The sequence below is a fragment of the Janthinobacterium pasteuri genome, assembly GCF_051380775.1.
Classification (GTDB): Bacteria; Pseudomonadota; Gammaproteobacteria; order Burkholderiales; family Burkholderiaceae_D; genus Janthinobacterium.
Map to the genome: position 1 here is coordinate 88,390 of NZ_JBNYXS010000013.1, position 23,220 is coordinate 111,609.

Annotated in this window: 22 protein-coding genes; 17 read left to right on the forward strand and 5 right to left on the reverse strand. The window is 61.5% G+C overall.

Annotated elements, in window-relative coordinates; all coding sequences use genetic code 11:
* Positions 1-4: 4 nt before the first annotated feature.
* Positions 5-355 carry a RidA family protein gene (locus ACQ4WN_RS14800; protein ID WP_101480849.1) on the reverse strand — a complete coding sequence of 117 codons (351 nt, stop codon included), beginning with the start codon at positions 353-355 and terminating at the stop codon, positions 5-7.
* Positions 356-408: 53 nt separating this feature from the next.
* A complete protein-coding gene (locus ACQ4WN_RS14805; protein ID WP_436552230.1) occupies positions 409-1,290 on the reverse strand; it encodes an alpha/beta fold hydrolase in 882 nt (293 codons plus the stop codon).
* 337 nt (positions 1,291-1,627) lie between these two features.
* On the opposite strand from ACQ4WN_RS14805, the gene ACQ4WN_RS14810 reads away from it, so the two are divergent.
* Complete coding sequence (locus tag ACQ4WN_RS14810) at positions 1,628-2,965, forward strand: dicarboxylate/amino acid:cation symporter (protein ID WP_436552231.1); 1,338 nt, start codon at positions 1,628-1,630, stop codon at positions 2,963-2,965.
* A gap of 235 nt (positions 2,966-3,200) precedes the next feature.
* The gene (locus ACQ4WN_RS14815) at positions 3,201-3,611 is read left to right on the forward strand and encodes a DoxX family protein (RefSeq protein ID WP_436552232.1); all 411 of its coding nucleotides are present in this window, start codon (positions 3,201-3,203) and stop codon (positions 3,609-3,611) included.
* Between the two features lie 59 nt (positions 3,612-3,670).
* On the opposite strand, the gene ACQ4WN_RS14820 is transcribed toward ACQ4WN_RS14815, so the two are convergent.
* On the reverse strand, positions 3,671-4,321 hold the full coding sequence (locus tag ACQ4WN_RS14820; protein WP_436552233.1) for a CoA transferase subunit B: 651 nt from the start codon (positions 4,319-4,321) through the stop codon (positions 3,671-3,673).
* Between the two features lie 20 nt (positions 4,322-4,341).
* The gene (locus tag ACQ4WN_RS14825; protein WP_436552234.1) at positions 4,342-5,043 is read right to left on the reverse strand and encodes a CoA transferase subunit A; all 702 of its coding nucleotides are present in this window, start codon (positions 5,041-5,043) and stop codon (positions 4,342-4,344) included.
* A gap of 161 nt (positions 5,044-5,204) precedes the next feature.
* Here ACQ4WN_RS14825 and ACQ4WN_RS14830 point away from each other — a divergent pair, with 161 nt between their 5' ends.
* The 3 genes from ACQ4WN_RS14830 (at position 5,205) to ACQ4WN_RS14840 (ending at position 7,877) form a co-directional block, all read left to right on the forward strand.
* Entirely contained in the window at positions 5,205-5,771 is a 567-nt protein-coding gene (locus ACQ4WN_RS14830; RefSeq protein ID WP_436552235.1) for a LuxR C-terminal-related transcriptional regulator, read from the forward strand.
* A gap of 106 nt (positions 5,772-5,877) precedes the next feature.
* Positions 5,878-6,690 (forward strand): phytanoyl-CoA dioxygenase family protein, encoded by an 813-nt coding sequence (locus ACQ4WN_RS14835; protein ID WP_436552236.1) that lies wholly within the window; start codon positions 5,878-5,880, stop codon positions 6,688-6,690.
* 56 nt (positions 6,691-6,746) lie between these two features.
* Positions 6,747-7,877: a class I SAM-dependent methyltransferase gene (locus tag ACQ4WN_RS14840; protein ID WP_436552237.1), complete on the forward strand. Its 1,131-nt coding sequence runs from the start codon at positions 6,747-6,749 to the stop codon at positions 7,875-7,877.
* 56 nt (positions 7,878-7,933) lie between these two features.
* Here the strand turns inward: ACQ4WN_RS14840 and ACQ4WN_RS14845 are convergent, their stop codons facing one another.
* Positions 7,934-8,710: an SDR family oxidoreductase gene (locus ACQ4WN_RS14845; RefSeq protein ID WP_034752351.1), complete on the reverse strand. Its 777-nt coding sequence runs from the start codon at positions 8,708-8,710 to the stop codon at positions 7,934-7,936.
* Between the two features lie 251 nt (positions 8,711-8,961).
* Between ACQ4WN_RS14845 and ACQ4WN_RS14850 the strand changes: the two genes are divergently transcribed.
* The 12 genes from ACQ4WN_RS14850 to ACQ4WN_RS14905 all read left to right on the forward strand — a co-directional run bounded on the left by ACQ4WN_RS14850 (position 8,962) and on the right by ACQ4WN_RS14905 (position 23,188).
* Positions 8,962-10,638, forward strand: a complete 1,677-nt coding sequence (locus ACQ4WN_RS14850) for an electron transfer flavoprotein-ubiquinone oxidoreductase (RefSeq protein ID WP_436552238.1) — start codon at positions 8,962-8,964, stop codon at positions 10,636-10,638.
* Between the two features lie 207 nt (positions 10,639-10,845).
* The gene (locus tag ACQ4WN_RS14855; RefSeq protein WP_436552239.1) at positions 10,846-14,058 is read left to right on the forward strand and encodes a tetratricopeptide repeat protein; all 3,213 of its coding nucleotides are present in this window, start codon (positions 10,846-10,848) and stop codon (positions 14,056-14,058) included.
* Complete coding sequence (locus ACQ4WN_RS14860; protein ID WP_436552240.1) at positions 14,055-15,170, forward strand: DegT/DnrJ/EryC1/StrS aminotransferase family protein; 1,116 nt, start codon at positions 14,055-14,057, stop codon at positions 15,168-15,170. Before ACQ4WN_RS14855 ends, ACQ4WN_RS14860 begins: the two co-directional genes overlap by 4 nt.
* A 43-nt stretch (positions 15,171-15,213) precedes the next feature.
* A complete protein-coding gene (locus tag ACQ4WN_RS14865) occupies positions 15,214-16,230 on the forward strand; it encodes a ketoacyl-ACP synthase III (protein WP_436552241.1) in 1,017 nt (338 codons plus the stop codon).
* Positions 16,231-16,274: 44 nt separating this feature from the next.
* The gene (locus ACQ4WN_RS14870; RefSeq protein WP_436552242.1) at positions 16,275-16,493 is read left to right on the forward strand and encodes a phosphopantetheine-binding protein; all 219 of its coding nucleotides are present in this window, start codon (positions 16,275-16,277) and stop codon (positions 16,491-16,493) included.
* Between the two features lie 2 nt (positions 16,494-16,495).
* Positions 16,496-17,551 carry a ketoacyl-ACP synthase III gene (locus tag ACQ4WN_RS14875; protein ID WP_436552243.1) on the forward strand — a complete coding sequence of 352 codons (1,056 nt, stop codon included), beginning with the start codon at positions 16,496-16,498 and terminating at the stop codon, positions 17,549-17,551.
* 6 nt (positions 17,552-17,557) lie between these two features.
* Positions 17,558-18,313, forward strand: a complete 756-nt coding sequence (locus ACQ4WN_RS14880; protein WP_436552292.1) for an SDR family NAD(P)-dependent oxidoreductase — start codon at positions 17,558-17,560, stop codon at positions 18,311-18,313.
* An 8-nt stretch (positions 18,314-18,321) separates the two neighbouring features.
* The gene (locus ACQ4WN_RS14885; RefSeq protein WP_436552244.1) at positions 18,322-18,954 is read left to right on the forward strand and encodes a NeuD/PglB/VioB family sugar acetyltransferase; all 633 of its coding nucleotides are present in this window, start codon (positions 18,322-18,324) and stop codon (positions 18,952-18,954) included.
* Positions 18,951-19,970 (forward strand): aromatic ring-hydroxylating oxygenase subunit alpha, encoded by a 1,020-nt coding sequence (locus ACQ4WN_RS14890; protein WP_436552245.1) that lies wholly within the window; start codon positions 18,951-18,953, stop codon positions 19,968-19,970. Before ACQ4WN_RS14885 ends, ACQ4WN_RS14890 begins: the two co-directional genes overlap by 4 nt.
* A gap of 163 nt (positions 19,971-20,133) precedes the next feature.
* On the forward strand, positions 20,134-20,985 hold the full coding sequence (locus ACQ4WN_RS14895; RefSeq protein ID WP_436552246.1) for a flagellin N-terminal helical domain-containing protein: 852 nt from the start codon (positions 20,134-20,136) through the stop codon (positions 20,983-20,985).
* A 191-nt stretch (positions 20,986-21,176) separates the two neighbouring features.
* The gene (locus ACQ4WN_RS14900; protein ID WP_436552247.1) at positions 21,177-22,031 is read left to right on the forward strand and encodes a flagellin N-terminal helical domain-containing protein; all 855 of its coding nucleotides are present in this window, start codon (positions 21,177-21,179) and stop codon (positions 22,029-22,031) included.
* Positions 22,032-22,087: 56 nt separating this feature from the next.
* A complete protein-coding gene (locus tag ACQ4WN_RS14905) occupies positions 22,088-23,188 on the forward strand; it encodes a hypothetical protein (protein ID WP_436552248.1) in 1,101 nt (366 codons plus the stop codon).
* Positions 23,189-23,220 lie beyond the last annotated feature (32 nt).

The window sequence follows — 23,220 nt, forward strand, 5'->3', positions numbered from 1 at the left end:
CAACTTAACGCTCTGCAGCGATGATGACGATTTCAACCAGGCATGCCGGATTGGCCAGCTTCGCCTCCACGGTGGCGCGCGGCGGCGTGTGGCCGGATGCGACCCAGTCATCCCACACTTCATTCATGCCGGGGAAGTCTTTCATGTCGGCGATGTAAATCTGGCACGACAGGATGCAAGTCTTGTCACTGCCCGCTTCCATCAGCAGGCGATCGACGTGACCGAGCACTTCGCGCGTCTGGCCGACGATGTCTTGCGTCGTGTCTTCGGCAATCTGGCCAGCCAGGTAGATGGTGTTGTTGTGTATGGCTACTTCGGAAAGGCGTTTGCCTACGTGCAGTCGTGTAATTTCCATGCTTCTTCTTTCAGTTGTTTCAAAATCTGTACAGCGTTATTGCTTATCACTACTTACTTACCCAGCAGAAACTTGCGCGCGATGGCGATCTGGTCGTCGTGCACGAAAGTGGGCGCATGGCCCACACCGGCGATTTCCACCAGTTGCGCCTTCGGGCCGCGGCCCAGCATACTTTGCGCCGTAGCGTGCGACAGCAGGTCGGATTCCGAACCGCGCACCAGCAAGGTGGGGCAGCGAACGGCATCATACGCGGCCCACAGCATGGCTTCGTCGCTGGCCGCCGATTCCGGCGTGGCCGAGCGGAACGGCATGGCCAGTCCCATGTCATAGTGACGGCGCCAATGGCCATCTTTATCCTGGCGTAACACATCGACGGCCAGTTTATGCCATTCCGCGTCCGTATGCGGGCCGAAGCTGGCGGACACATCACGCACAAACTTGGCGCCCTGCTCGAACGTCTCGAAACGCAAGTCCTGCCCGATGTAGTCACCGATGCGCTGCAAGGCTTCCGGCGCCAGGGTCGGGCCGATATCATTCAGCACCAGCTTGCTGATCGGGCTGTTCGGCAACGATGCCAGGCCCAGGCCGATCAAGCCACCCATCGAAGTGCCGAACCAGTCCACCGTCTGGCGCTCGCCATTGGCCAGCACGCGCGCCAGCAAAGTCACCATGTCGCTCACATATTGCGGCACGCGGTAGAACTGCGGATTGGCCAGCCAGCCCGAGCGCCCGCGCCCCACCACGTCGGGGCAGATGACGCGGTAATCGCTGGCCATGGCGCGCGCCAGATTGTCGAAGTCGTCCGCCACGCGCGTCACGCCATGGGCGCAGACGAGCACGTTCGGATTGTCGGACGCGCCCCACTCCTTGTATGACATGGTATGCAAGCCTGCGGGAGAGATGCATTGCACTGACTTGATGCTGGCTTCGATCATGCGATTCCTTTAACACCGGAGAAAACCTACTGCGCGTCGGTGTTTGCGGCCTGCGATGCTCACCGTACTTCAGCACGGTTGCGCTTCTCGGCCACAACTCCCTTCCGCTCGCTACGGTTTTGTCCGGCGTCGTTATTTGGTAGTAAAAAACAAAGAAACCGGCGATTTGCCGGTTGCCTCGCGCGCGACGCTACGGCAGTGTAGCGCAGCGCGCGCAATGCTCCAAGCGCACGCCTGAAATGCTGCACCGCAACACACCAGCCAAAGGGCAATACCCGATATAGCGAAAATGCATATCTGCGGTTATCCACAATTGAGCCGGCCCGGCAATGGGCGGATGATCGCAGCATCAACCCGCAAGAGGAGACCACTCGTGAAAAAACCATTCTATAAAATCCTGTATGTACAGGTCCTGTTCGCCATCGTGGCTGGCGTGCTGCTGGGGGTGTTCTACCCATCGAACGCCGTCGACATGAAACCGCTGGGTGACGGCTTTATCAAACTGATCAAGATGATCATCGCCCCGGTGATCTTCTGTACCGTGGTCTCCGGCATTGCCGGCATGCAGGACGTCAAGAAGATCGGCCGCGTAGGCGGCAAGGCGCTGCTGTACTTTGAAGTGGTCTCCACCTTCGCGCTGGCCATCGGTTTGCTGGTTGCCAATATCCTCAAACCGGGCGCCGGCTTCAACGCCGATCCTGCCCACCTGGACGCCAAGTCGATCGCCCAATACACGCACGCCGAAGGCTTGACGACCGTCGACTTCCTGATGAACATCATCCCGAAGACTTTCGTCGACGCCTTCGCCAAGGGCGACATCCTGCAAGTGCTCTTGATCGCCATCCTGTTCGGCTTCTCGCTGTCCCTGCTGGGCGAGCGCGGCCGTCCGGTCACCAAGCTGATCGACGAACTGTCGCATGCCATCTTCGGCATGGTCAACATCATCATGAAAGTCGCCCCCATCGGTGCGTTCGGCGCGATGGCCTTCACCATCGGCAAATACGGCCTGGCTTCGCTGATCCCGCTGGCTAAATTGATGGGTTCGTTCTACCTGACCTGCTTCCTGTTCGTCTTCGTCGTGCTGGGCCTGATCGCCAGGTACACGGGCTTTTCCATCGGCCGCTTCTTGTTGTACATCAAGGAAGAACTGCTGATCGTGCTGGGTACCAGCTCGTCGGAATCGGCCCTGCCGGCGCTGATGAAGAAACTCGAGCGCCTGGGCTGTTCGAAACCGGTGGTCGGCCTGGTCGTGCCTACCGGCTACTCGTTCAACCTGGACGGCACCAACATCTACATGACCATGGCCGCCCTGTTCGTGGCGCAAGCGACCAACACGGAACTGACCATCTGGCAGGAACTGACCATCCTGGGTGTGGCGATGCTGACCTCGAAAGGCGCGTCCGGCATCACCGGCGCCGGCTTCATCACCCTGGCCGCCACCCTGGCCGTGGTGCCGACGATTCCCGTGGCCGGCATGGCGCTGATCCTGGGCATCGACCGTTTCATGAGCGAATGCCGCGCGCTGACCAACTTCGTCGGCAACGGCGTGGCCACCATCGTCGTGTCGAAATGGGAAAAAGAACTGGACATGGACAAGCTGCACAGCGAGCTGGCCCATCCCACCCACCCGACCGACGACGCCTACGTTGCACCGGCCGTGAATATCGTCAAGTAAGCTGACCTCTCCATTGAAAAGCCCCGCAGAGCAATCTGCGGGGCTTTTTTCATGCGCCCAAGTTTGATCGCATCATCAACCAACAGTAAATCATGCATCAATATTTACCATAATGATCAATGAATCAAAAACCATTACAGTGCTGTCACCTGTTCGCCGCCAGGCTCGCGCATAATGACATTGCGTTAATACAAGCCTGACACAGAACCATCCACCTTTTTGAATGGAGTACGTCATGTCCCTTACGCCCGCCTTCTACGCCACCTGGAGCCCACGCCTGCTGGGCCTGCTGCGCATCATCCTCGGCTTCCTCTTCCTGCAGCACGGTACCGCAAAACTGTTCGGCGCACCGCATGTGGCCATGTTCGACGGCCTGCAACTGTTGTCCGTGATGGGCGCAGCCGGCGTGATCGAACTGGTGGGCGGCAGCTTGCTGCTGGTGGGCCTGTTCACGCGTCCCGTCGCCTTCATCCTGTCCGGCCAGATGGCGGCAGCCTACTTCATGGCGCATGCACCTGCCGGCTTCCTGCCCATTCTGAACGGCGGCGAACTGGCCGTGATGTACTGCTTCACCTTCCTGTACTTCGCGGCAGCGGGCGCCGGCGCGTACAGCCTGGACGGCTTGCGCGGCAAGGCGGACGCATAAAAAAAGGGCGGACATCACTGTCCGCCCTGCTTCACTACGACGAGCCACTTACATCCCGTTTATACGGCGGAAACGTCCAGTTCCGCGCCCGTGGCCGCCTGCACCTGCTCCTTGGTCACGCCCGGCGCCAGTTCCACCAGCTTCAGGCCGTTTTCCGTCACGTCGATGACGCCCAGGTCGCTGATGATGACATCGACCACACCCACGCCCGTCAGCGGCAGGTCGCACTGCTTGAGCAACTTGTGCGACGTCGTGCCATCCTTGGCCGTGGCCACGTGCTCCATCAGCACGACGACGCGCTTGACGCCAGCGACCAGGTCCATTGCGCCGCCCATGCCTTTGACCATCTTGCCTGGAATCATCCAGTTTGCCAGGTCGCCCTTTTCCGACACTTGCATGGCGCCCAGGATGGCCAGGTTGATCTTGCCGCCACGGATCATGCCAAAGGAGTCAGCCGAGCTGAAGTAAGCAGCACCGGGCAAGGCCGTCACCGTCTGCTTGCCAGCGTTGATCAGGTCAGCATCGACTTCAGCATCGGTAGGAAACGGGCCGATGCCCAGCAAGCCGTTTTCCGACTGCAGGAATACTTCGATATTTTCCGGCACATAGTTCGCCACCAGGGTCGGCAAGCCGATGCCCAGGTTCACATGAAAGCCATCCTGCAGCTCTTTCGCCGCGCGCGCGGCCATTTCATCACGTGTCCAAGCCATATTGATCTCCGTATTCTTTTTTATGCTTCAGTGCGCACGGTGCGCTGCTCGATGCGTTTTTCCGGGTTCGCGTTGACCACGATGCGGTGCACGAAGATGCTCGGTGTATGCACATGGTCCGGGTCGATCTCGCCCACTTCGACCAGTTTTTCCACTTCGACGATGGTAATCTTGCCCGCCATGGCCACGTTCGGATTGAAATTGCGCGCCGTCTTGCGGTAAACCAAATTGCCGGCGCGGTCGGCCATGTAGGCTTTCACCAGCGACACATCGGCCACCAGGCTGCGTTCCATCACATATTGTTCGCCGTCGAACTCGCGCAGTTCCTTGCCGTCGGCAACGATGGTGCCCACGCCCGTCTTGGTAAAGAAGGCGGGAATGCCGGCGCCGCCGGCGCGCAGTTTCTCGGCCAAGGTGCCTTGCGGTGTGAATTCCAGTTCCAGTTCGCCGGCCAGGTACTGGCGCGCGAATTCCTTGTTTTCGCCCACATAGGAAGCGATCATTTTCTTGATCTGGCGCGTGGTCAAGAGCTGGCCCAGGCCAAAGCCGTCCACGCCCGCGTTGTTGGAAATGGCCGTCAGGCCCGTCACGCCCGAATCGCGCAAGGCAGCGATCAAGGCTTCGGGAATGCCGCACAGGCCAAAGCCCCCAACGGCGATGGTCTGGCCATCTTGGACGATACCGGCCAGCGCCGAGGCGGCGTCAGGATAAACTTTATTCATGAGTGTCCCTCTATCTTTTGTTAAGCTTTGGTCTTGAGTCCATGATTGAGTCCATCAATCAGGCAGCGACTCAGCATAAAATACGCGAGTGGAAAGTACAATACCGTAGAACTACCGGCGCCGTGCCCCAGCCATCCCCCTGTGAGAGTGATACGTATCAGATGAACGCCGCGTCAGCCATCGATTATGAAAGCATCTTCCTGCACGCGCCCGTGGGCATGTGCATGTCGGAAAACCGCATCATGCGCAGCTGCAACGAGGCGCTGGCGGCCATGTTCGGCTATGCGCGCGCCCAGCTCGACGACCAGTCCTTCGAAGTACTCTACCCCACGCACGACGAATTCCTGCGCACGGGTGACCGCATCATCCCCATCATGAACGCCAAAGGCCGCTATTCGGACGAGCGCATCATGCGCCGCAGCAATGGAGAATTGTTCTGGTGCCATGTGACGGGCCACGCCATGCTGCCGGGCCAGCCACTGGGGGCCGGCATCTGGACGTTCGAGGATGTCAGCGAGAAACGTCCCGTGACGGCGGAGCTGACCCCGCGCGAGCGCGAAATCGCCGCGCTGCTGGTGGAAGGCAAGACCAGCAAGGTCATCGCCCGCCAGATCGACCTCAGCCCCCGCACGGTGGAAATGCACCGCGCCAAGCTGATGCGCAAGTTTGCCGCATCCACGTCGTCCGAGCTGGTGCACAAGCTGGTGGGCTTGCAGCTGCGGCGCTAAGACCCGGCTCCAAACGAGCATCAAACGTTGCCCGCAGGAAAAATACAAGTTATGATGAAGAGTCAGCAAACCCTGCCTCTCCGGCTTGCCTATTCAAGTCGTTCCAATGAAAAAAATTTCCGCTCCCACGACCGCCATCCTCGATCAACTGTCTGGACCAGTCTTCAACCCGGATATCTTCCGCAAGGCAGGCGTATTTATCATGCGCAATGCGATCCCTGCAGATGCGATTGAGCAATGGCAAGCAAGCTGGCTTGAATTCCAGGCAACACAGCTCAAGGAAAGTCGCGATATCAACCAGGCAAACCCTGTTGCACTATCAGAACAGTTGCCTCCGCCTCTGGCGACCATGTACCGGCACCCTGTTTTCGTGGATACCATGCGGCAAGTACTGGGTGAGCATATCGCACTGTATAACCATCGTTTTGTCATCAAGGACCGCTTCAGCACGGGCAAAGTGTTCTTGCATCAGGACAGTTGCTACCATGTGGGCAACCTCAACAAATGCAGCCTGTTCGTGCCGCTCAGCAATGCGAATCGCGACAATGGCGGCATGACATTCCATGTCGGCTCGCATCAACTCGGTTTTCTCGGCGATGCCGGCGAAATCAATCCGACGAAATTCGACATGCAGTGGCCCACGGTTACGCCCGAATTACAGCCAGGCGACTTTGTCGTCATGCACAGTTCCCTGTGGCACGAATCCGGCCCGAATGTCTCCGGCATCGACCGCATCCTGGCCGATACCATCGTGCAGGCTGCCGATGATCCGACCGGCAAGGAGCTGCTGTGCGGCCAATGGCAGACGGACATCTTCTATTCGCCCGTGAACTACATCCGCTATTTCGTCAATTCGCGCGTCCTGAAAATTATCAAGTATGAAAAGGAGCGTGCCGAAACCCTGCGTACGGGACAATGACGCCTCACTTGGCCGCATCGCCATTCTCCCCCAATACCCCATTTAAAGTTGACAATATGACACTCAATAGCGCGCACGCCTGTCCGATTTGCCATGGCCCGATGCAGCCGGTCACGAATGCCTCCTGTGCGATGCACGCCAGCCTGCTGCATCCCGCCACCGAGCTGGCACAATACCTGTGCCAGGATTGCGGGCATGGCCAGCTAACACACAGCATTCCAGCCGAGGTGCTATACAACTCGAATGTTGCCATTCCAACCGATCACTCGGCCGGAGACGTACGCTTTGCCTTCATACAAAATGCAGCCGATCTGACGCAAGTCAATGGCACGATTGTCGAATTTGGCGGCGGCCCCGGCGAACTGGCTGAGCAGGCCAGGCAGGCGCTCGGTCGGCCGCGCGCGACCGTCATGGACTTTGTCGACCGCGTCGCCTTCCCCGCGCTCGATTTCGTGAAAATGGATTTGAATGTTGATGGTGGCAGGATTGCGCAGCAACTGGAAGAACAACTGCACGACAAGAACCTGTTCCTGCTATCGCACGTCATCGAGCACCTGAACGATCCCGGCGCACTACTGCAGGAACTGCACCGCTTCAGCAACAGCCTGGTCTATATCGAAGTTCCCGATTTTGGCACGGCACATCCAGCCAGCACCCTCAAATTCTCATTGAATTGCCTGGAACACTACCACTATTTTACCGAGCGCTCCCTGCTGCACATGGTGCACAAAGCGGGTTTCCGCGTCATCGCATTCGAGACCCAGGGCGCGCCGCGCATGCCGGCCATTCGCGTGCTGTGCACTCCCCGCCCACAGTTAAGCAATGCCGTGTTGAACTACAACGGCCACTTCGATGTCATTTCGGACCGACTGCGTCAGAAAATATTGTCCGCGCCTAAAGGCCAGGAAATCTGGTGCTGGGGACTGTCCGCCTTCATGGCCGAAGCGCTGCATAAACTGGGGGACGAGCGCCACCGGATCAAGGGCATCCTCGATACCCGCTATCCGGGCGCGGATTACCTGGGCATTCCCGTCCGGCGCGAAGCCGGCGGGCCATCCGCACACACGCCGCCGCACGGCACATTACTGGTATGCGGCTCGACTTACTCGGCGGTACAGGCCATTATCGAGGCCAAGGCACGCGTAAGTTTTCCAGAAGCGGAATTCTTCACCGTCTCGACGGATTAAATAAAAAAGCCAGACTCATGGGCGGCATTGACAGCGATGCCGCCCATGAAACATCGTCAGAACGTGCTCATGCCGCCATCGGCGGAGATAATCGCGCCATTGATGAAGTGCGAATCCTCGCCCGCCAGCAAGAGCAGCAGGCCGTCGAGGTCTTCCGGCTTGCCCGGGCGCTTGTTCGGCAGCATTTCGATCAGCTTCTTGCCCTGCTCGGTGGCGAAATAATCTTCGTTGATCTCGGTCGAGATGTAGCCGGGGCAGATGGCGTTGGTATTGATGCCGTACTTGCCCCACTCCACTGCCATGGCGCGCGTCATGTGCACCATGCCGGCCTTGCTCATGCAATACACGCCGATCTGCGGCAGCACTTGCAAACCCGCCATCGAAGCGATATTGATGATGCGGTGCTGTTTTTTCGGGTCGCCCTTGGCGCGCGCGATCATGCGCTTGGCCGTCTGCTGGGCCACGAAGAAGGAACCGCGCAGGTTGGTGTCCATCACGAACGAGTAATCTTCGGGCGTGACGTCGACCAGGCGTTGCGTGGTGGAGACACCGGAATTGTTGACGAGGATATCGATGGGACCCGCTTCCGTTTCCGCATGCGCGATGGCCGACTTGATGCTGGCGAAGTCGGTCACGTCGAGCGACACCACGTGCGCTGCGCCGCCATCGGCTTCGATTTCGGCGCGCAATTCCTTCAGGCGTTCGGTGCGGCGCGAGGCCAGCACGACCTGTGCACCAGCCTGGGCCAGTACTTTCGCAAAACGCGCGCCGAGGCCGCTCGATGCGCCGGTAATCAGGGCAATCTTGCCCTCGAAATTGACTTCTATACCCACGAGCTACTCCTGTTTTATTTTAGACAACACTTTACGCCGTGCTACTGGCACAGGGGCCAAATACCCTGCGTCGCACTTGAGCAAAGGTAAACGCCATCATTACACAAAATGGCTGGATTTAGATTGCGGCGAGGGGCAATGTCACGCAAAATGGCGCCAAAGTTGCAATCCTCGTCAAAAACAAGCACACTCGTGCTTAAATTTATCCGAAGATTCCTCACCCACCCATTTAGTGACTAACAATCGAGACCATGACACAGCCTAATAACTTAGTTGAACAGTACGGACCGCGCGACACCATGGAGTATGACGTGGTGATCGTCGGCGGTGGCCCCGCAGGCTTGGCGGCGGCAATCCGCCTGAAGCAGCTGGCGGCTGAAAAGAGCCAGGAAGTGTCCGTCTGCGTGCTGGAAAAAGGCGGCGAACTGGGCGCGCATATTCTGTCCGGCGCCATCATGGACCCGAAAGCGCTGACCGAACTGATCCCAAACTGGAAAGAACTGGGCGCGCCCCTGAACACGGCAGTGACGGAAGACCGCATCCTGTTCCTGACGGAAACCAAAGCGTACAAGACACCGAACTTCGCCGTGCCAGCCTGCTTTGAAAACCATGGCAACTACATCGTCTCGCTGGGCAATGTGGTGCGCTGGATGGGCCAGCAGGCGGAAAACCTGGGCGTGGAAATCTTCCCGGGCTTCCCTGCCGCGGAAATCCTTTACAACGACGACGGTTCCGTCAAGGGCGTGGCGACTGGCAACATGGGTGTCAAGCGCGACGGTGAACCGGGTCCCGACTTCCAGCTGGGCATGGAATTGCACGCCAAGTACACCCTGTTCGCCGAAGGCGCGCGCGGTCACCTGGGCAAGCAGCTGATGGCCAAGTATGACTTGAACGCCGGCAAAGACCCACAGTCGTACGGCATCGGCATCAAGGAATTGTGGGAAATCGACCCTGCCCTGCATCAGCCGGGTCTGGTGATCCACTCGACCGGCTGGCCGCTGGACGCGAAGACCTATGGCGGCTCCTTCCTGTACCACCTGGAAAACAACCAGGTCATGGTCGGTTATGTGGTGGGCCTGGCCTACGAAAACCCGTATCTGTCGCCGTACGAGGAATTCCAGCGCTATAAAACGCATCCTGAAATCCGCAAATTCTTCGAAGGCGGCAAGCGCATCTCGTACGGCGCGCGCGCGATCACGGCCGGCGGCCTGCAATCGCTGCCAAAGCTGGTGTTCGCCGGCGGCGCGCTGATCGGCTGCGATGCGGGCTTCCTGAACATGAGCCGCATCAAGGGCAGCCACGCAGCCATCAAGAGCGGCATGCTGGCGGCGGACGCGGCCTTCGGCGCGCTGGGCGAACAGCGCCAGCACGACGAACTGGCCAGCTACCCTGTTGCTTTTGAACAGTCATGGCTGCATGAAGAGCTGCACGTGGCGCGCAACGTCAAGCCCTGGCTGTCGAAGGGCTTGTACCTGGGCAGCCTGATGACGGGCATCGACCAGATCCTCTTCCGCGGCAAGGCGCCCTGGACCCTGCACCACACGCATGGCGACCACGAATGCCTGAAACCGGCGGCCCAGTCGAAAAAGATCGTGTACCCGAAACCGGATGGCAAGCTGACCTTCGACAAGATGTCGTCCGTCTTCATCTCGAACACGAACCACGCGGAAGACCAGCCCATCCACCTGACGTTGAAGAACGCCAGCGTGCCCGTCGACGTCAACCTGGCCACGTATGCCGGTCCGGAAGCGCGTTACTGTCCCGCCGGCGTGTACGAGTTCGTGAAGAACGACGACGGCGCCGAACGCCTGCAGATCAATGCGCAAAACTGCGTGCACTGCAAGACCTGCGACATCAAGGACCCGACGCAAAATATCGTGTGGGTGACGCCGGAAGGCGGCGGCGGGCCGAACTATCCGAATATGTAGTCGACATTGCACGTAGCTGGCGACAACAGCGCGGCACCCTCGGGTAGCCGCGCTTTTTATTTTTATCACAATCTTTCTACCCACTGTGGCCTGCCAGGAACACGGAAATTTGTTCAATGATGCTCTAAGGCAAAATTCCATGGGGAAATTTTCTATTCGCCACTCCCAGCAGTTACAATTGCCGCTGGTACACATTCCTCCACTCCCATGAACACTGACGCCACCCCGGAAACGCAACTCGACACCCAACTGGCGCTGGCGCTGAAGGCGCACCAGGCCGGCAACCTGGAAGAGGCGGAAGACCTGTATGTCGCCATACTGCAAATCCAGCCCTACCATGCCATCGCCAACCATAATATGGGTTTGCTGGCAGGCCAGGTCGGCCAATTCCAGGCAGGACTGCCGTATCTGCGCAAGGCGCTATCGGTCAATCCTGACGAAGGCCAGTTCTGGCTGTCGCTTGCCGACGGCTTGCTCAAGGCGGGCGAACGGGACGAAGCGCTCGACATCATCGAGACGGCCATCGGCCGCGGTCTCGATAACGACCAGGCGCAAACGTTGCGTGCGCGTATCGCTGCGGCGATTGCCGCCGCGCCGACGGCCGAAGAGTGCCAGCACGTGGTGACGCTGTACCAAGGGGGGCGGTATGCGGAAATGGAAACGGCCACACGGGCGCTGATCGCGCGCTACCCCACCTCCGATTTTGCCTGGAGCGTACTTGGCACCGTCCTGCAGGCGCAGGGCAAGGACGCCCTAGACGCGCTGCTAACCACGGTCCAGCTCACCCCGTATGACGCCGAAGCCCATTGCAACCTGGCCAATGCTTGGCAGGCACGCGGCGAACATGCGCAGGCGATCCAGTCCTACCAGCAAGCGCTGCAGTTCAATCCGGCGTTCGCCGAGGCGCACAGCAACCTGGGCGGCGCCCTGCTGGCGCTCGGCGCCCTGGCCGAAGCGGAAGACGCTTACCTGCAGGCCATTGCCCTGCGGCCCGACTATGGCATGGCGCACTTTAACCTGGGCAATACGCGTAACGCGCGTGGCGACCTTGACGGTGCCGTCAGCGCCTACAACGCCGCCCTGGCGAGCATGCCGGCTGACGCTGAAGTGCTGTGCAACCTGGGTAATGCCCTGCAGGCTCTGGAGCGCAATGAGGAAGCGGCCGACAACTATCGCCGCGCGCTGGCCCTCGCCCCCCGGCTGGTGATGGCACACAGCAACCTCGGCGCCGCGCTACAGAATCTGGAACAGTACGCGCAGGCGGAAGAGAGCTACCGCAGCGCCTTGTCGCTGGCGCCAAGCCATGCCGACCTGTGGAATGGCCTGGGCAACAGTCTGCAGTCGCAGCAGCGGCTCGAAGACGCCGCCGAGGCCTATCGCCAGGCGCTGGCCGTGCAGCCCGACTATTCCCAAGCCCAGTCCAACCTGGGCGGCGTACTGGTGAGCCAGGGTAAATTCGATGCGGCGATCGCCAGCTATCGCCGGGCCCTGCAGCTCCAGCCGGACAGTGCCGACGCGCACACCCAGCTGGGCCTGGGCCTGCAGTCAGTCGGCGAACTCGATGAAGCGCTGACCCTGCACCAGCGTGCGGTACAACTGGCGCCCGATAAGCTGCAGGCGTACACCTGCCTCGGACATTGCCTCAAGCAAATGCGCCGTTTTGAGGAAGCCCAAGTAGCTTACCGGCAAGCGCTCACCCTGGCGCCCGATGTCGCCAACCTGCATAACGACCTGGCCATCGCCGTGCAGGACGCCGGCGATTATCCCGAGGCGATCCGCATCTACCAGCACGCGCTGGAACTGGACCCGCGTTCATCGCTGATCCATTGCAATCTGAGCGTGGCGTTCGAAGACAGCGGCCAGTCGGAACAGGCACTGGAGTATCTGCTGCGCGCGCGCGACATCGCGCCCGACTCCAGCCGCGTTCACTTTACGATGGGCAATTGCCTGCGCTCCCTGAAGCGCTACGACGAAGCATTGGCCAGCTATGCGCGCTCGCTGGAAATCCAGGACGACTTCATCGGTTCCCATTTGAACACCTGCGCGACCTACAGTGAGATGGGCCGCACCGAAGACGCCGTCCAGGCGTGCCGCACAGCCATGGCCAGGTATCCGGAATACGATGAGGTCTACAGCAACATGCTGTTCGGCCTGTCGCACATGCATGCCGACGACCCTGCCGCCATGGTGGCCGACCATTTCGGTTTTGGCGAGCGTTACGAAACCCCGCTGCGCGCCGCGTGGCAACCGCACGCAAACGACCGCGACCCGCAACGCCAGTTGAAGATCGGCCTGGTCTCGGGCGACTTCTGCAACCACGCGGTGGCGCATTTCATTACGCCGCTGCTCGAGGAGCTGGTGGCGATGCCGCAGTTTTCGCTGTATGCGTACTACAACAATAGCCGCGTCGACAATGTCACCATGCGCATCGCGCAACTGCTGCCCAACTGGCTGCCAGTCACCCACTTGAGCCAGGAAAAGCTGGCCGAGCGCATCCGCGCCGACGGCATCGACATCCTGATCGACCTGTCCGGCCATACGGCCAAGAATTGCCTGCTGGCCTTTGCCCGCAAGCCGGCGCCCATACAGATGAGTTGGATCGGCTATCCGCTGACCACGGGCTTGCAAGCCATGGATTACTACCTGAGCGACCGCCATTTCTCGCCGCCGGAGACATTCGCCAGCCATTTCACGGAAAAACTGATATTGCTGCCGACCATAGCGCCGTTCCTGCCATCCGAACATGCGGACGGCATCCAGCCGGCGCCCGTGCTGAAAAACAAATACCTGACTTTCGGCAGCTTCAACCGCCCTAACAAGCTCAACCGCCAGACCATCGCGCGCTGGGCCAAAGTGTTACGCGCCATCCCGGACGCCAGGATGCTGCTGGCTGCCATGCCGGCGCCCGGTCCGCACCCCGAGCTGACGGCCTGGTTCGCTGAAGAAGGCGTCAGCGCCGACCGGCTGATCTTCGAACCGCGCGCCAACATGGCCAACTTCCTGGCCATGCACCACCGCGTCGATATCTGCCTCGACACGGCGCCCTACGGTGGCGGCACCACCACCTTCCACGGCTTGTGGATGGGCGTGCCCACCCTCACCGTTGCCGGACCAACAGTACCGAGCCGCGCCGGCACTTCGATCCTGCGCCACGTGCAACTGGAGGAATTTATCGCCCGCGACGACGAGGAATTTGTCAACAAGGCCCTGTACATGGCGGCCAACCCCATGCTGCTGGGCGCCTACCGCTTCAGCACCCGGCACCGTCTGGCGCAAACGGCGCTGGGACAGCCGAAGTTGATTGCAGAAGGTCTGGCCAACAGCCTGCGCCTGGCCTGGCAGCGCTGGTGCGAAGGCTTGCCGCCAGTCAGCTTCGATGCGCCGCTCGACAGCCAAATGCCCGGAGAGATGGCTGCATGAGCGACTCCAAACCCATCTACGTCACGCAGCCGCTGCTGCCGGACTTGCAGGATTTCTTGCCGTACCTGGAAAGCATCTGGGAAAACAAGATCCTCACCAATGGCGGTCCCTTCCACCAGCAGCTGGAAAAAGCGCTGTGCGACTACCTGGGCGTGCGGCATATCTGCCTGTTTACCAATGGAACGCTGGCATTGATGACGGCCTTGCAAGCCTTGCGCGTGAAGGGCGAAGTCATTACGACGCCGTATTCCTTCGTTGCCACGGCACATTCGCTGCTGTGGAATGACATCAAGCCCGTCTTCGCCGACATCGATGCGCGCACGCTAAATCTCGATCCGGCGCGCATTGAAGCGGCCATCACGCCGCACACCACGGCCATCATGCCCGTGCACTGCTATGGCCAACCCTGCGATGTCGAGGCGATACAGAAGATAGCCGACAATTATGATCTGAAGGTCATCTACGACGCCGCGCATGCGTTCGGCGTGCGCCACCAGGGCACCAGCGTACTCAATTACGGCGACCTGTCCGTGATCAGCTTTCACGCAACGAAGATCTTCAACACCTTCGAAGGCGGCGCCATCGTCTGCCCCGACGCCAAGACCAAGCAGCGCATCGACCATCTGAAAAATTTCGGCTTTGTCGACGAAGTCACAGTCGTCGCCGCCGGCATCAATGGCAAGATGAGCGAAATCAATGCGGCCTTCGGCCTGCTGCAGCTGAAGGGCATCGACCAGGCGCGGCAGCAGCGGCGCAGCATCGACGCCCACTATCGCCAGCGCCTGGCCGGCATCGCGGGTATCACCTGCCTGGAAGCGGCCGATGCCGAAGCGGCCAATCACGCCTACTTTCCCATCCTCGTCGGGCCCGAGTATCCGCTGGCGCGCGACGCCCTGTTCCAGCGGCTGCGCGATCACGAGATTTATGCGCGGCGCTATTTCTACCCGCTCATCAGCGATTTCCCCATGTACCGTGGCATGCCGTCCGCCGTGCATGCCAATCTGCCGGTGGCGCGCCTGGCAGCGTCCCAGGTGATCTGCCTGCCGATCTACCCGGCCCTTGAGCTGTCGAGCGTGGACGCAATCACCGCCCTGATCGCCGGGCCTGCCTGAGCGCCGCGCCCGTCCCTATTCACCCAGACCAAACGGCCACCGCATGTCCCACTACGCCCACATTACCGCGATCGCCTACCACCTGCCGCAGGCGATCCTGACGAATGCCGCGCTGGAGCAGGAGTTCAGCGACTGGCCGGCGCAAAAAATCCTCGACAAGACGGGCATTGCGCAACGTCATATCGCCGCGGAACATGAAACGGCCAGCGACCTGGCGTTCCATGCCGCGGAAAAGCTGTTCGCCACGCATGACATCGCGCGCGGCGACATCGATTTCCTGATCCTGTGCACGCAGGCGCCCGACTACCTGCTGCCCAGCAGCGCCTGCGTGCTGCAGCAGCGGCTCGGCTTGCCAACCTCTTGCGGCGCGCTCGACATCAACCTGGGCTGTTCCGGCTATGTCTACGCACTCGCCATGGCCAAGGGCCTGATCGAGAGCGGCATCCGCAAAAAGGTACTGTTGCTGACGGCAGACACCTATTCCAAGTACATCAATGCGCGCGACCGAAGCGTACGCACCCTGTTCGGCGATGGTGCCGCGGCAAGCGTGATTGCCGGCGGCGCACCCGAACTGGCACTGGGACCATTCATCCTGGGCACGGATGGCAACGGCGCGAACAAGCTGATCGTACCGGCCGGCGGCATGCGCACGGCCCGCAGCGCGGCCACGGCCATGCCTGTCGAAGACGCGTCCGGCAACTGGCGCAGCCAGGACGACCTGTTCATGGATGGCGCGCAGATTGTCCAGTTCACCTTGGGCGCCGTGCCGCGTACAATGCAGGAGCTGCTGGACACGGCCGGCAAGACCCTCGATGACATCGATCACGTGATCTTCCATCAGGCAAACAAATTCATGCTTGACGCCTTGCGCCGCAAAATACGCATTCCGGAAGACAAATTTGTGATTGAAATCGATACTGTAGGCAATACCGTCTCCTCGACCATCCCCATCGCCATCGCCCGCGCGCGCGCCTCGGGGCGCATCCTGCCGGGCGACACAGCCCTGTTGCTCGGCTTTGGCGTTGGCTATTCCTGGGCCGGCACGCTGGCGCGGCTGTAGGCGCCCGCGCGTCTGCGTCCTGAACTTCTCTGAAAGGAAACACAATGCAAGAATTTTTCAACGGCATGGCCGACATCCTGGAAATCGACGCCGACAAGGTCGTGCCGACCCTGAAACTCGGCGATTACGCCTGGGATTCGCTGGCCATCATTTCCACCATCGCCCTGGCCGATGAGCTGTTCGATCAGATGCTCGAAGGCCAGGCCCTGGCCAACTGCGAAACTCTGGCAGACGTGCTGGCATTGATCGCCGTCAAGGCCTGACCATGTCCAGCCAGCGCCTGGAATCGGGACTGCCCTTCAGCACCACCCACCTGGCCATGCGCGGCGTGGTGTGCGCGCTGCCACGCGCGCAGATCCACAATGCCGACCTCGCCGAGCGCTTCGGCGCCGAGGCGGTGGCCGATGTGAGCAAGATGATTGGCGTGCAGTCGCGCCGCCGCGCTGCCGATGACCAGACGACGGCCGATCTGTGCCAGGCGGCGGCGCAAACCCTGCTTGACGACCTGAGCTGGGAGCGCGACAGCATCGACGCCTTGATCTTCATCTCGCAAACCCCCGATTACGTGCTGCCGGCCACCGCCTGCGCCCTGCATGGACGGCTGGGCCTGCATAAGGCCTGCGCAGCCTTCGACATCAACCTCGGCTGCTCGGCCTACGCGTATGGCCTGTGGCTGGCGGCCAAGATGCTTGATGGCCAGGCCATGTGCCGCATCCTGCTGCTGGTGGGCGACACCATCAGCAAGACCGTTGATGAGACCGACCGCGCCACCGCGCTGCTGTTTGGCGACGCCGGCACGGCGACTGCGCTGGAATTCGATGCGGCGGCGGCGCCCGCCCATTTCATCGTCGGCAGCGACGGCGGCGGCGAACGCCACCTGATGATGGCCGCCAGTGCCTGCCGGCCTTACGCCGGTGACGATGCGCGGCTGGCGCAGCGCGATCCCGCCAAACTGTACATGGACGGCGGCGAAATCTTCAATTTCACGCTGAAGAGCATTCCGCCACTGGTGGCGGACCTGCTGCGCCTGGCAAACCGCAAGAGCGACGAGGTTGATGCCTTCCTGTTTCACCAGGCAAATACCTTCATGCTCAAACATATTATTAAAAAAGCCAAGCTGCCTGCCGAGCGCGCGCCTATCAATATGGACCGCTACGGCAACACGTCCAGCGCCTCCATTCCCCTGCTGATCGCCGACAGCCTGGGCGCGGCAGCACAGGGACAGACCATCGCCATGTTCGGCTTTGGCGTCGGCTACTCCTGGTCGGCGGCCGTGCTGGGCCTGCAATCGCTGACCGTCAACCGCCTTATCGAAGTCTGAACCATGATCTTTCAACCCGACATGCTGGCAGGCCAGCGCATCCTCGTCACCGGCGCCTCGTCCGGCATCGGCCGCGACACGGCCCTGCTGCTGGCGCGCTGCGGCGCGCAACTGCTGATCAGCGGACGCGACCCGGCCCGGCTGGAGCAAACCCTGCAGGCCCTCGACGGCAGCGGCCACCGGGCCGAAGTGCTCGAACTCGACGGCGGCGACCACATCGTCGACTTCCTCAAGCAAGCCACACAGGAAGCGCCCCTGACCGGCATCTTCCATGCGGCCGGCATCGAGTTATTGCGCCCGGTCAAATTGTCCAAGGCCCAGCAGTTTGACGACGTCTTCGCCTCCAGCGTCAAGACCGCGCTCGCGCTGGCGCGCGGCGCCGCGCTGCGCGGCGTGCTCAGCGATGGCGCGGCCCTGCTCTTCATGTCGTCCGTGGCGGGCCAGAGCGGCCAGTCCGGCATGAGCGTGTATTCGGCGGCCAAGGCCGCTATCGATGGCCTGGTGCGCGCCTTGGCCGTCGAACTGGCGCCGCGCGGCATGCGCGTCAACAGCATCGCCGCCGGCGCCGTCGAAACCGAAATGCACGCGCGCCTGAGCCGTGGCTTGCCGGACGAAGCGATGCGCGCCTATGCGGAGCGCCATCCGCTCGGTTTCGGTCGCAGCAACGATATCGCGCAGACGGCGGCCTTTTTACTGTCGCCGGCCGCCCGTTGGGTCAGCGGCGCCACCTGGGCCGTCGACGGCGGCTACCTGGCCCGTTAGGAGTTTTCATGCAAACCATCCTCATCGTCGGCGCCGGACGCTTCGCCAGAGAATTGCTGTGCTGGCTGGAAGACAGCCTCGACCCCGCCACCGCCCGCATCGGCGGCTTGCTCGACGACACACTGCCGCCCGCGCCCATGCTCGACGCCGACTACCCCTACCCCGTGCTGGGCAGCATCAGCGGCTATCAGCCGGCGCCCGGCGAGACGCTGCTGCTGGCCATCGGTGCGCCGAAGGCCCGCCTGGAAGTGGCGCTGGCGCTGGCCGCGCGCGGTGCCCGCTTCCATACGCTGATCCACCCCAGCGCCGTGGTCGCGCGCACGGCCCGCATCGGCCTGGGCGCCGTCGTCTGCCCGTTCGCCCTCGTCTCGTCGGGCAGCAAACTGGGCGACTATGTCACCATCAACAGCTACGCCAGCGTCGGCCATGACGCCGTGCTGGAACAGGGCTGCACGCTCAGTTCGCACGTCGACATCACCGGCGGCGTGCATCTGGGCCAGGCCGTCATGGTCGGCTCGGGCGCATCCATCCTGCCACGCGTGAGCGTCGGCGCCGGCGCGACCGTGGGCGCCGGCGCCGTCGTCATGCGCCGCGTGGCCGAAGGCGCCACCGTGTACGCTCCACCTGCAAAGACCTTATGACTCCCACGTCCCAGGCGCGGCAACTGCGCGACCACTTCTGGCACCTGCTGTGCCACCGCAGCGAATTGCCCGACAGCGGCGACTACCTGAAACTCGACTGGTTGGGCGAGGAAGTGGTCGTCTACAACGACCAGGGCGAGCTGATCGCCTTCGACAATCTGTGCCCGCACCGCGGCACGCGCTTTTTCACGGAAAAGCGCGGCAATGCGCCGCTGGCCTGCCCCTACCACGGCTGGGCCTACCGGGCCGGCGCCATGCACATTCCCTGCCGCGAACGCTACGCCCCGGCCGAGCTGGAAAATGCCCGCCTGCAGGTGCTGCAGCTGGAGTGGTGTGCCGATTTCCTGTTTGCCTCGCCGCAGCCGCGCCTTTCCCTCGGGGCGCAACTGGGCGAGACCCAGGAGACGCTGGAAAACATTTCCTTCAACGTCGCCGGCCTGGGCGATTTCAGCGCCTACGACTTCGAGTGCGACTGGCGCATCGCGCTGGAAAATGCGCTCGAGCCGCTGCACGTGCCGTTCGTGCACCCGGAGTCGCTGGCGCAGTTGCAACTGGACGACGGCGAAAACCGTTTCACGGACTGGACGTCGACATGGGAAGCAGGCCTGGGTAACGCCGGCATGGCCAGAAAGCTGCGCTCCATCAAGCGATTGTTCCAGCTCGACAGCCAGTTCGAGGGCTACCAGAGCCTGTACCTGTTCCCGTTTACCATGCTCTCGTCGACGTTTTCGTATTCTTATTCGCTCCAGCATTTCTTTCCGTCGACGCAAGCGCAACGCACGCATTTCTCCAGCCGCCTGCTCATGGCCGCGACCAAGCCCGCCGCCAGCGCCTCGCTGCAGGGCTTTTTCGATTCGAGCGCGCAGATGAACCGCCAGGTATTCGAGGAAGATCATGCCATCTGCAAGCGCATCGCCGTCCAGGCGGCCGACAGCGCGCGCTTCAAGCTCCTTTCCAGCGACGAGGCTAAGATCGCGCATTTCCGGGCCTGCATCGCGGCGGCAAGCCAGTGTTAAAGGGTAGATGGCAGGCCCGCCGGCCGAAATGAAACTTTTTTAAAAGAATTTTAAAAAATTTCCACAAAGCATTTAATAAGCTCATGTGGATGGTCGTCTTGTACTTGGGAGAGCGCAAAGAACCGCTGCTCCGGACTGAACCCACCACACCAGGAGTTACACCATGCTGAGCCTTCACACTAACAACGCTGCACTGTCCGCACAAAATTCGATCACCCGCACCCAAAGCCAACTGTCGACCTCGATGACCCGCCTGAGCACCGGCTTCCGCATCAACTCGGCAATGGATGACGCAGCAGGCCTGCAAATCGCAACCCGCCTGAAAGCACAAACCAGCGGCATGACCGTTGCAATGTCGAACACCCAGAACAGCACCTCGATGCTGCAAACGGCTGAAGGCGCGTTTGACGAAGTCACCAACATGCTGATCCGCATGAAGGATCTGGCAACCCAGGCAGCCGATGCTTCGTCGGGCGCCAAAGACAAGACCGCCATGCAATCGGAATACGATGCACTGGGCCTGGAACTGTCGAACGTGATGAAAAACACCACCTTCGGCGGCAACAAGCTGCTGGTAGGCGGCACCCTGGCCTCGTCGATGACGTTCCAGATCGGCGCGAGCCAAACCGAAACGATGGCATTTGACGTTTCCGCCAAAATGACCAGCCTGACGACATCGTTGACGTCGGCAACCGCCAACTACGCGGCTTCCGCAACCGGCACCGAACTGACCAGCTCCGCCAACGCCACCATCGCCCTGCTGGAAACGGCAATCGGCGACGTCGGCACCGTTCGCTCGGCACTGGGTGCTGCTGCCAACCGTCTGGACCACGTCAACACCAACTTGTCCAACATCGCTACCAACACCAAAGCCGCTACCGGCCGCATCATGGACGTCGACTTCGCTACCGAGAGCTCGAACATGACGTCGTCGCAAATGCTGCTGCAAGCTGGCACCGCAATGTTGAAACAAAGCAACAGCATGTCCTCGATGGTCATGTCCCTGCTGCAATAATTTCTACCTGCATGGCCGCTCGCGGCCTGTCGGAAAACCAGGCTGCGGCCTGGTTTTTTTTCGTCCCTCGCTATCTTCGCCCTTGCGCGCAAGGGAAACTATTTCCTGCGTATCTTTAACGATGTGGCCCGCATGGTCGCCTGTTTAATAGGTAAGCCCATCCAACAGCCGTCATCCACAGGAATCGCCGAGTGCTGAGCCTTCATACGAATATCGCCGCACTCGCCGCACAGAATGCCGCCGCACGCGCGCAATCGCGGCTGTCGACGTCGATGACGCGCCTCGCCACCGGCTTTCGCATCAATTCGGCCATGGATGATGCTGCCGGCCTGCAAATCGCCACCCGGCTGCGGGCGCAGGCGAGCGGCATGGCCGTCGCCATGCGCAACACGCAAAACAGCACCTCGATGCTGCAAACGGCCGAAGGCGCGTTTGATGAAGTCACCACCATGCTGATCCGCATGAAGGATCTGGCCACGCAGGCAGCCGATGCATCGTCAGGCGCCAAGGACAAGCTCGCCATGCAGGCCGAATACGACGCCCTGGGACTGGAACTGGCTAACGTGGTGAAGAACACCAGTTTTGGCGGCAACAAACTGCTGGCTGGCGGCACGCTGGCGTCGGCGATGACGTTCCAGATCGGCGCGGGCCAAAGCGAGACGATGGCATTCGACGTCTCGGGCAAGATGGCCAGCGTGCTGGCCTCGCTCGGCGCTGCCAGCACCAACTTCGGTGCTCCCGCCAGCGGCACCGAAATGACGGGCAGCGCCAACACCACCATCGCCTTGCTGGCAACGGCCATCGATGAGGTCGGCGGCGTGCGCTCGGCCCTGGGCGCGGCGGCCAACCGCCTCGACCATGTGCATAGTAACCTGAGCAACATGGTCACCAATACCAAGGCCGCCATCGGCCGCATCATGGATGTCGACTATGCGGCAGAAAGCGCCAACATGACGTCGGCGCAAATGCTGCTGCAAGCCAGCACGGCCATGCTCAAGCAAAGCCAGAGCATGCAGAAATTGATACTGTCCCTGTTGCAGCCATAATGGCTGAAGCAGCCTGATTCACCGACCTTTACAGACTTTCATCCGGACACAGTGGCATGGCGATAGACCGCATTTCATCGGGCAACCCGGTTCCCCTGATTACCCAGCGCTTTGACGTCAGCCCCGCGACGCCGATGGTGCCAGGCGTGGTCCAGCCGCTGGTGCCCATCGGCCCTTACATGGCGCCCGCGCCCGATGCCGGCACCCTGCCCGCGCAACTACAGCAACAGGGCCAGGACAGCCTGGCATCCCTCATCAAGCCGAACGCCGATAGCGCCGGCGGCGCCATGCCGCGCGACAGCAGCGCCATGCAGGTCAATCAACTGTTCTTCACGCGCCAGCTGGTCTGGCAGCCGCCCGACGCGGCGCAACTGGCCGCCTCGTGGCGCGTGATGGTCAAGACGTATGGCGAACAATATGCGGCTCTGCAGGAGCAGGCGCGCGGCCAGCACGTGCCGGGCAACCTGTTCATGGCCGAACAGCAACCGGCCCTGCTACGCGAAGGCGCCCGTCCACCCTTGAGCGTCGATAGCGAAGCGTGGCGCTTTGCCGTGTATGGCTGGGGTGGCCAGCGCCTGCTGCTGCGCGTGCTGGCCAGCGACGAGGACGAGGATGCGCCGCCCAGGCGGCGCGGCAAGGTGGCGCTGCGCGTCGAACTGATCATCATCGGCATCGGCCGCGTCGTGATCCAGATGGAGCCGGCCGGCGATGGCGTGCTGCTGGAACTGGCGGCCGATGAAGACAGCGCCTTGCGCCACTTGCGCCTGGCCCTGCCCGATATTGCCGACGCCGTGCGGCGCGCCGGCCTGCGCGTGGTGCGCTGCCGCCTGAACCGCCAGTTGCACGCGCAGCGCGTGCATGGCAATTATCCGATGCAGGCGGGTGCCGCGTCGCTGTCGCTGCCCCTGTTCCGCGCCATGGCCGAAGTGGCGCTGCTGCTGACGCAACCGGAAGCGGAAGTGGCGGCCGATCCCGATGCGCCCGCGGCAGCTGCAGCAGCTGCCGAAGAGGAAACCATCGTCACCTCGAAGGAAGTGGCGGCGCCGCTCGGTTACGACTATGGCGATGAGGAAGAAATGAAGCAAAGCAGCACCGTGCTGCTGTTGGCCGACGGGCAGGAGCACGAGCTGCTGCCGCCTATCGACGAGCAGGATTGAAGCAACAGAATTGATACAGCATAAAAAAAACG

Coding starts and splice junctions, on each gene's coding strand:
- ACQ4WN_RS14875 (WP_436552243.1), top strand. CDS start 16,496: ATGTCCAGCCAGCGCCTGGAATCGGGACTGCCCTTCAGCACCACCCAC.
- ACQ4WN_RS14830 (WP_436552235.1), top strand. CDS start 5,205: ATGAACGCCGCGTCAGCCATCGATTATGAAAGCATCTTCCTGCACGCG.
- ACQ4WN_RS14850 (WP_436552238.1), top strand. CDS start 8,962: ATGACACAGCCTAATAACTTAGTTGAACAGTACGGACCGCGCGACACC.
- ACQ4WN_RS14885 (WP_436552244.1), top strand. CDS start 18,322: ATGCAAACCATCCTCATCGTCGGCGCCGGACGCTTCGCCAGAGAATTG.
- ACQ4WN_RS14860 (WP_436552240.1), top strand. CDS start 14,055: ATGAGCGACTCCAAACCCATCTACGTCACGCAGCCGCTGCTGCCGGAC.
- ACQ4WN_RS14815 (WP_436552232.1), top strand. CDS start 3,201: ATGTCCCTTACGCCCGCCTTCTACGCCACCTGGAGCCCACGCCTGCTG.
- ACQ4WN_RS14825 (WP_436552234.1), bottom strand. CDS start 5,043: ATGAATAAAGTTTATCCTGACGCCGCCTCGGCGCTGGCCGGTATCGTC.
- ACQ4WN_RS14800 (WP_101480849.1), bottom strand. CDS start 355: ATGGAAATTACACGACTGCACGTAGGCAAACGCCTTTCCGAAGTAGCC.
- ACQ4WN_RS14810 (WP_436552231.1), top strand. CDS start 1,628: ATGATCGCAGCATCAACCCGCAAGAGGAGACCACTCGTGAAAAAACCA.
- ACQ4WN_RS14840 (WP_436552237.1), top strand. CDS start 6,747: ATGACACTCAATAGCGCGCACGCCTGTCCGATTTGCCATGGCCCGATG.
- ACQ4WN_RS14820 (WP_436552233.1), bottom strand. CDS start 4,321: ATGGCTTGGACACGTGATGAAATGGCCGCGCGCGCGGCGAAAGAGCTG.
- ACQ4WN_RS14805 (WP_436552230.1), bottom strand. CDS start 1,290: ATGATCGAAGCCAGCATCAAGTCAGTGCAATGCATCTCTCCCGCAGGC.
- ACQ4WN_RS14870 (WP_436552242.1), top strand. CDS start 16,275: ATGCAAGAATTTTTCAACGGCATGGCCGACATCCTGGAAATCGACGCC.
- ACQ4WN_RS14835 (WP_436552236.1), top strand. CDS start 5,878: ATGAAAAAAATTTCCGCTCCCACGACCGCCATCCTCGATCAACTGTCT.
- ACQ4WN_RS14865 (WP_436552241.1), top strand. CDS start 15,214: ATGTCCCACTACGCCCACATTACCGCGATCGCCTACCACCTGCCGCAG.
- ACQ4WN_RS14890 (WP_436552245.1), top strand. CDS start 18,951: ATGACTCCCACGTCCCAGGCGCGGCAACTGCGCGACCACTTCTGGCAC.
- ACQ4WN_RS14905 (WP_436552248.1), top strand. CDS start 22,088: ATGGCGATAGACCGCATTTCATCGGGCAACCCGGTTCCCCTGATTACC.
- ACQ4WN_RS14855 (WP_436552239.1), top strand. CDS start 10,846: ATGAACACTGACGCCACCCCGGAAACGCAACTCGACACCCAACTGGCG.
- ACQ4WN_RS14895 (WP_436552246.1), top strand. CDS start 20,134: ATGCTGAGCCTTCACACTAACAACGCTGCACTGTCCGCACAAAATTCG.